The following is a 7,415-nucleotide window of genomic DNA, read 5'->3' on the forward strand; positions in this document are numbered from 1 at the left end:
CTCAAACCTCGGGACGCTGCACGTCGACCCAGACGAATTTGTCCGGATCGATCTGTGTTTCCTGGTCCAGCCGATAGGCGACCAGTTTGCCGTAGAGCACGGCGCTGTAATCCAGACAGGCCAGGTTCGGCCGGATAGGCGCAGGGATGCCGCTGCGCCAGTAATGACCGACAAACAGCAGCGGCTCATTGATGCCATACCGCAGCAAGGCGTTCTTTTCCGACGTGGTCAATGGCGTCTTGGCAACCCCTTCGGGCAAGGCGTCCGGCTGAAAGACCACGTCGCCGTAAGTCTGCGGATCATCCTCCCAGAACTTGGTGCGGAAGAATTCGCGGGTCAGGCCATCACCGCCAGTCAGGGTCAGGCCGTGCGGCAGGCGCATGTCGGTGCCACGCAGCAGACGATTGAAGACATTACTGGCGAAGCTGCCGGGCACTGCCGATGCCTGGACGAAATGCTTGTCGATACACCCCGTACCATGCAGGCCACGCAGCGGATCGATCAGGGTCGCATCCCAGCAGGCGTGCACCACCCTGAAGCGACCGGCATCAAGGTACAGCGGTAACTCGTAGAACCAGTTGACGAACTCGCTCCACTCATCCGGATATTGCTCGAACTGCGCCAGGGTCTCGCCGATCAGCCGCGCATGACGCGGGGTGTGCTCGCGCACGAACTGATGACCGCTTTCGGAAAGGGCCGGGGTCACCCAGCCCAGCGCGTTGAACTCATGGTTGCCCATGATGCACAACGCCTGACCGGCCTGGACCATGTCGCGGACGATGTGCAGCGCTTCACGAATACGCGGGCCGCGGTCGATGATGTCGCCGAGGAAGATGACGATGCGCTCAGGATGGCGCCACACGCCAGCCTGCAGACGGTAACCGAGAAGCTCCAGCAAGTGCTCGAGGGTATGGGCGCACCCGTGCACGTCACCGATCAGATCATAGCCACGCGCCGGATCGAGCATTAATCGCCCCCGCCGCCGAGCTTGCTGCCCCAGCCGAGCTTGGTGCGGCAGACCTCGTAATAGTTGTGATCCAGCGGATGGATCAGACGCAGTTTCTGCGGTTTCTTGCTGACCGTAATGGTGTCACCCGGCGCGCAGGTGAAGTGATTCTGGCCGTCGCACGACACTTGCGGGTAAATGGTCATGTCCTTGGACACCACGATTTTCAGCTCGCTGTTGCCGTCGACCACGATGGGCCGCCCGGACAAGGTATGCGGGTACATCGGCACAATGACGATGGCATCGAGCTTGGGGTGCATGATCGGCCCGCCTGCCGACAGCGCGTAGGCGGTCGAACCGGTCGGTGTGGCGACGATCAGGCCGTCGGCCTTCTGACTGCACACGAACTGACCGTCGATGTAGATCTCGAACTCGATCATGCGCGTGGACTTGCCGGGGTGCAGCACCACGTCGTTGAGCGCATCGCCCTGACCGATGGCCTCGCCGTGGCGACGCACTTCGGCCTGGAGCAGAAAGCGGTTTTCCACCAGGTAATGCCCGTCGAGCACTTCGGCGCATTTGACCTCCAGCTCGTCGGGGCGGATGTCGGTCAGAAAGCCCAGGCTGCCACGGTTGATGCCCAGCACCGGAACGTTATGCCGGGCCAGTGCCCGCGCCGCGCCCAGCAGGCTGCCGTCGCCGCCGACCACAATGACCATGTCGCAGACCTCGCCGAGCATCTTGCGCGATGAGGTCTGCAGGCCATGACCGGGCAGGACCTCGGCGATCGTTTCTTCGAGAATGACGTGCAGGTGGCGGTCCAGCAGGAATCTCTTGAGTCGGCGAACGGTCTCGAGCACCTGAACACTGCCCAGGCGACCGATGATGCCGATATTGCGAAATTGCTCCATGAGGCTCCTGCTGCGGGTTCGATACGACTTTAAAAACGTGATTATGGGCGAAAGGGCCTGACAGCAGCAAACCGGGGTTAAAAAAGGGTTTCGCGGACCTTGCAACAGGGTACGGGCGGCGCGATGAAGTCCGATGGCCGCCTATCGTGTCAGGGCGCGGGTTTTGTCGCATTCCACACTCCCGTGCGCCTGCTGGCCGCCTATCTGCGCACCTCGCCAGAATGCCCGGTCCTTGCCGCCCCGCTTGGCCTGATACAAATTGATGTCGGCGGTCTTGAGCACTGCCGAGCTGTCCGCTGCCGCAGGGATGTCGGCCAGCCCGGCACTGCAGGTCAGCGGGCTGACAGCGAGGGATTTTCTGATGCACTCCAACAGGTCCAGCACATAATCACGAGCGTCGTCTTCACTGCACATTGGCAGGATCACGCCGAACTCCTCTCCGCCCATGCGTCCGAAGGCGAGACTGCCCACGGTCTTTTGCAGGCAGCCAGCCATCACCCGAAGCGCCTGATCACCGGCGTCGTGGCCGAATTGATCATTGATGGTTTTGAAGTCATCAATGTCGAGCATCAGAAAATAACCCGCGGAATTATTCAGCACATGATTATCCAGTGCCTGCATCAGTGCACGGCGATTCAATATAGCGGTCAGGTCATCGGTCATCGACAATTCGCGAAACTGATGCTCCAGACTCAATACCGTACGAAGTGTGCGCGTGTAAGTATGATTCAGCACACTGCCCAGACTGACCGACGTGATAAAGAACAGTGTCATGAACAGCGTCGCGACACTGTCGGTATCGATCCCCTGAGCGGGAGAAAGAATACACCAGGCGAGTACCGCCACCAGCAGATAATCCCGGGTATACACCACTAACAATGTCGAACACAGAATAATCATTACGGCGACCGAGAGTGACCAGTTGATGTCCGTCGCGGTGCGTAAATGGCCCGCCCTTGAAAAGCACAGTGCCACAATGATCACGAAGGCCATGCCCATACATCGCCAGACCCGGAAATCGACTGCGCGATATTGCCAGGCGCACGCGCCCAGCAGGCCAAGGGTCAGCAGTACTTCCAGCAGACCGAATTGCAGATACGGCGTGACCGACAGAACAACCAGCCAACAAACGATGGCAATACATTGCACACGTGCAATGGCGGGTGAGAGCAGTTGTTTTATCCGGGTCTGCATGTCACCGTTCATAGAAAACTCCAGGCATCCGATTTGCCGAGTCGAATATCCGCCGCATGAAGACCACCTATATAAAGCAGTCCACGAGTCGACCGACTGATTGAATGACGTTCACCACACGGTGACCACCATTGAGACACACCGGCCAATGAACATCCTTGACTGGCGCCTGAACTGTTTGACGCCAACAATATACTGGATATGAATGACAGTGTGCACAAAGAGAAGGCGCCTGATAATTCTCAATAACCTTTTTATATTCGATGATCATCCTGTCGCACATCGTACGTCATACGTTGTCGTCGAAAGCAAAAACACCGGCGTGCATATGCTGTTTGCCCAACACGCTGTTTGTCGGCGGCGACTCACGCTATCCTCGACACATGACTCTATTCCCCGACCTGATCGATCTCCCCCGCCAATTGCGGCATTCCGAAGTGCGCGACCTTGCCTGGGTGATCCTCGCGCCGCCCATGCTTGAAACCGCGCCCTGGCCGCAGCGCCATCCACTGGCGGGCAGCGACTGGGTAAAAGCGCCACAGCAACTGGCGGACTTTCTCTGGCAACTGGACCGCGACAGCCGCCCGCTCGAAGACTGGCTGGCGCAGGCCACCACACGAAGACTGGGCCGCTATTACGAACGGCTCTGGCAATTCGCCCTGCAGCATGCGCCGGGGGTGGAAATAATCGCCGCCAACCTGCCGATCAGGCTTGGCAGCCAGACCCTGGGCGAGCTGGACATGCTGCTGCGCGATGGTGAAGGCGTGCACCACGTCGAACTGGCGATCAAGCTCTACCTGGGGCCGCAGGACGGTGATGGCAGCGATCCGGCGCACTGGCTGGGGCCTGGCTGTCAGGACCGGCTGGACCGCAAGCTGACCCATCTGAGCCAGCATCAGCTGCCGATGTCGGCACGTCCGGAAAGCCGGGCGACGCTGGCAGCGCTGGGAGTCGAGGCGTTCACTGCGCGGTTGTGGCTGGGCGGCTACCTGTTGTATCCGTGGCCAGGTTCATGCCAATCCCCTGCCGGCGTTCATCCGCAGCACCTCAAGGGTCGCTGGCTACATCAACGTGACTGGAAGTCGTTCCTGGCGCAAAGCCAACCGGGACGCTGGCAGCCCCTGCCGCGCCATGCCTGGCTGGCGCCGGCACTCTATAACGAGGCATGGAGCGATCAACAGTTGCACGAATGGCTGAGTGAACTCGACCCGCTGGCCCCGGCGCAGCTATTGGTGCGCCTCAGGGAGAATGCCGAGGGCCACTGGGAGGAAGCCGAGCGGCTGTTTCTGGTGTCGGACATGTGGCCGAACCTCGCCGATACCAGTCATCCGCTCAACTCAACCGCAATGCCAGCGCAGCCAGTGTGACCAGCAGCACAGGCACGGTCAGCACGATACCGACCTTGAAGTAGTAGCCCCAGCTGATAGTGATGCCCTTGCGCTGCAGCACATGCAGCCAGAGCAGCGTGGCCAGGCTGCCGATGGGGGTGATTTTCGGGCCGAGGTCGCTGCCGATCACGTTGGCGTAGATCATGGCTTCCTGGATCGCACCGCTAGCATGACTTGCGTCGATGGACAGCAGCCCGATGAGTACCGTGGGCATGTTGTTCATGATCGAAGACAGGAACGCGGTCATCACGCCGGTGCCCATCGCCGCGCCCCAGATGCCATAGCCCGCGAACCAGTCCAGCAGATTGGCCAGGTAATCGGTCAGCCCGGCGTTACGCAGGCCATAGACCACCAGGTACATACCCAGCGAAAAGACCACGATGTGCCACGGTGCTTCTTTCATCACCTTGCGGGTCTTGATCGTATGCCCTTTGGCGGCAATGGCCAGCAGCAACACTGCACACACCGACGAGATCGCGCTGATCGGGATGCCCAGCGGCTCAAGGGCAAAACAGCCCACCAGCAGAATCAGCAGCACCGCCCAACCGGCCAGAAACGTGGCGCGGTCATGGATAACCGTTTCCGGCTTGTCCAGCTGCTCAGGCTCGAACTCGGCGGGAATATCCCGACGGAAGTACCACATCAGCACGGCCAGGGTGGCGGCGACACTGGCCAGATTCACCGGCACCATGACCGCTGCGTAACGGTTGAAACCGATCTTGAAGTAATCCGCCGACACGATGTTCACCAGGTTCGAGACCACCAGCGGCAGGCTGGCCGTATCGGCGATGAAACCGGCCGCCATGACGAACGCCAGCGTCGACGCAGGCGAGAAACGCAACGCCAGCATCATGGCAATGACGATCGGGGTGAGGATCAGCACCGCGCCATCGTTGGCGAACAAGGCGGACACCAGCGCACCGAACAGCACGAACAGGGCAAACAAACGGCGCCCGTTGCCCTTGCCCCAGCGCGCCACATGCAGCGCTGCCCAGGCGAAGAAACCGGCCTCATCGAGCAACAGCGTGATGATGATCAGCGAAATGAACGTCGCCGTGGCATTCCAGATGATGCCCCACACCACAGCGATGTCACTGACGTGCACGACGCCTGTCAGCAACGCCAGAATTGCCCCCAATACGGCACTCCAGCCTACGCCAAGGCCCTTGGGTTGCCAGATGACCAGCGTGATGGTGAACAGGAAAATCAGCGTTGCTATCAGCATTATTTGGTCCGAGGCAGAAGAATCGCGAGGATGCCGAGCAGCGGCAGGTACGAGCACAGCGTGTAGACGAACAGGATGCCGTGGCTGTCAGCCAGATAGCCGAGCAAGGCAGCGCCGATGCCGCCAAAGCCGAACATCAGGCCGAAGAACAGCCCGGCGATCATGCCCACGTTGCCAGGCACCAGCTCCTGGGCGTAGACCACGATGGCGGAAAACGCCGAGGCCAGGACGAAGCCAATGATCACACTGAGTACGCTGGTCCAGAACAGATCCGCATAGGGCAGCGCCAGGGTGAACGGCGCGGCACCAAGAATCGAGAACCAGATCACCGCCTTGCGGCCAATGCGGTCACCGATCGGCCCGCCGAAAAAGGTCCCCGCCGCCACGGCGCCCAGAAACAGGAACAGGTGCAACTGCGAGCTGGCGACCGACAGGCCAAATTTCTCGATCAGGTAGAAGGTGAAATAGCTGGTCAGGCTGGTCATGTAGAAGAACTTGGAAAACACCAGGAACGCCAGCACTGCCAACGAGGCAATCACGCGTTTTCTGGACAGACCATGAGTGGCTGCCTGACCGGCCTTGAGCTTGAACAGGTTGAGGTGCGCGCGATACCAGCGGCTGATCGCATACAGCAGCCCCAGCGAGAACAACGCAAACAGCCCGATCCAGGCGACATTGCCCTGGCCGAACGGGATGATGATCGCCGCCGCCAGCAACGGTCCGAATGCCGTGCCTGTGTTGCCACCGACCTGAAAGGTCGATTGCGCGAGCCCGTAGCGACCACCGGAGGCCAGTCGCGCGATACGCGAGGCTTCCGGGTGGAACGTTGACGAGCCGATGCCGATCAACGCGGCGGCCAGCAGGATCAAGGGAAAGCTGCCGACCATCGACATCATGACGATGCCGATCAGCGTGCAGATCGATCCGACGGGCAGTACCAGCGGGTTGGGATGGCGGTCAGTGTAATAACCGACCCAGGGCTGCAGCAGCGAGGCTGTGATCTGAAATGTCAGGGTAATCAGGCCGATCTGGGTGAAGCTCAGGTCGTAGCTGGCCTTGAGCATCGGGTAGATCGACGGGAGGATGGCTTGAATCAGGTCGTTGACCAGGTGCGCGAGGGCAACAGCACCGATGATGCGCATCACCAGCGGGCTGGCTTGAGGGGTGGTCGAGGCCTTCGCCGTCGCGGGCGGAGCACTGGTCGCCATGGTATTTATCCGTAAAAGGGTTCGCGGGCCGCCCGGTACGAATGATTACAAGATGTGTCACGCGTACCGGGGCGCGCCAATGTGCCATTTTTCGGGGCGACTGTGCCACGTTTTGTTGCATTTTTGCTGACGGAAATGCCTTTCGTGACGCTCTGCGTCACACGGCGGTTCTGCGACATCAGCTGGATTGAGGTTCGGCTCAGATTCTCGTTCCCACGCTCCGCGTGGTAATGCCTTTCGTGACGCTCTGCGTCACACAGCGGTTCTGCGACATCAGCTGGATTGGCGTTCGACTCAGATTCTCGTTCCCACGCTCCGCGTGGTAATGCCTTTCGTGACGCTCTGCGTCACACAGCGGTTCTGCGACATCAGGCGGATTGGGGTTCGCCTCAGATTCTCGTTCCCACGCTCCGCGTGGTAATGCCTTTCGTGACGCTCTGCGTCACACAGCAGTTCTGCGACATCAGGTGGATTGACGTTCGGCTCAGGTCACCTTTTCGCCCCTCGGCGACCTACTTTGATGGGGCCAAAGTAGGCAAACCC

Annotated in this window: 6 protein-coding genes; 1 reads left to right on the forward strand and 5 read right to left on the reverse strand. The window is 60.2% G+C overall.

Annotated elements, in window-relative coordinates; genetic code table 11:
• Window position 1: 1 nt before the first annotated feature.
• The 3 genes from QRN50_RS19035 to QRN50_RS19045 form a co-directional block, all read right to left on the reverse strand.
• Complete coding sequence (locus tag QRN50_RS19035; protein ID WP_024639081.1) at window positions 2–967, reverse strand: metallophosphoesterase; 966 nt, start codon at window positions 965–967, stop codon at window positions 2–4.
• Window positions 967–1,857 carry an NAD(+) kinase gene (locus QRN50_RS19040; protein ID WP_003409651.1) on the reverse strand — a complete coding sequence of 297 codons (891 nt, stop codon included), beginning with the start codon at window positions 1,855–1,857 and terminating at the stop codon, window positions 967–969. The genes QRN50_RS19035 and QRN50_RS19040 overlap by 1 nt, the downstream gene beginning before the upstream one ends.
• A gap of 141 nt (window positions 1,858–1,998) precedes the next feature.
• Window positions 1,999–3,063 (reverse strand): GGDEF domain-containing protein, encoded by a 1,065-nt coding sequence (locus QRN50_RS19045; protein WP_096126565.1) that lies wholly within the window; start codon window positions 3,061–3,063, stop codon window positions 1,999–2,001.
• Window positions 3,064–3,434: 371 nt separating this feature from the next.
• On the opposite strand from QRN50_RS19045, the gene QRN50_RS19050 reads away from it, so the two are divergent.
• The gene (locus QRN50_RS19050) at window positions 3,435–4,418 is read left to right on the forward strand and encodes a DUF1853 family protein (RefSeq protein ID WP_011267174.1); all 984 of its coding nucleotides are present in this window, start codon (window positions 3,435–3,437) and stop codon (window positions 4,416–4,418) included.
• On the opposite strand, the gene QRN50_RS19055 is transcribed toward QRN50_RS19050, so the two are convergent.
• Window positions 4,384–5,664 (reverse strand): arsenic transporter, encoded by a 1,281-nt coding sequence (locus QRN50_RS19055; RefSeq protein ID WP_096126566.1) that lies wholly within the window; start codon window positions 5,662–5,664, stop codon window positions 4,384–4,386. The two genes, QRN50_RS19050 and QRN50_RS19055, sit on opposite strands and share 35 nt — an antisense overlap.
• Window positions 5,664–6,872 carry an MFS transporter gene (locus QRN50_RS19060; RefSeq protein WP_003406479.1) on the reverse strand — a complete coding sequence of 403 codons (1,209 nt, stop codon included), beginning with the start codon at window positions 6,870–6,872 and terminating at the stop codon, window positions 5,664–5,666. Before QRN50_RS19060 ends, QRN50_RS19055 begins: the two co-directional genes overlap by 1 nt.
• Window positions 6,873–7,415 lie beyond the last annotated feature (543 nt).

The sequence above is a fragment of the Pseudomonas sp. MEJ108 genome (assembly GCF_030208985.1).
In the GTDB taxonomy this organism is placed as follows: domain Bacteria; phylum Pseudomonadota; class Gammaproteobacteria; order Pseudomonadales; family Pseudomonadaceae; genus Aquipseudomonas; species Aquipseudomonas fragariae.

Bases quoted from the DNA above. Each gene is read 5' to 3' on its own strand.
- QRN50_RS19035 (WP_024639081.1), bottom strand. From the start codon at position 967: ATGCTCGATCCGGCGCGTGGCTATGATCTGATCGGTGACGTGCACGGG.
- QRN50_RS19040 (WP_003409651.1), bottom strand. From the start codon at position 1,857: ATGGAGCAATTTCGCAATATCGGCATCATCGGTCGCCTGGGCAGTGTT.
- QRN50_RS19045 (WP_096126565.1), bottom strand. From the start codon at position 3,063: ATGAACGGTGACATGCAGACCCGGATAAAACAACTGCTCTCACCCGCC.
- QRN50_RS19050 (WP_011267174.1), top strand. From the start codon at position 3,435: ATGACTCTATTCCCCGACCTGATCGATCTCCCCCGCCAATTGCGGCAT.
- QRN50_RS19055 (WP_096126566.1), bottom strand. From the start codon at position 5,664: ATGCTGATAGCAACGCTGATTTTCCTGTTCACCATCACGCTGGTCATC.
- QRN50_RS19060 (WP_003406479.1), bottom strand. From the start codon at position 6,872: ATGGCGACCAGTGCTCCGCCCGCGACGGCGAAGGCCTCGACCACCCCT.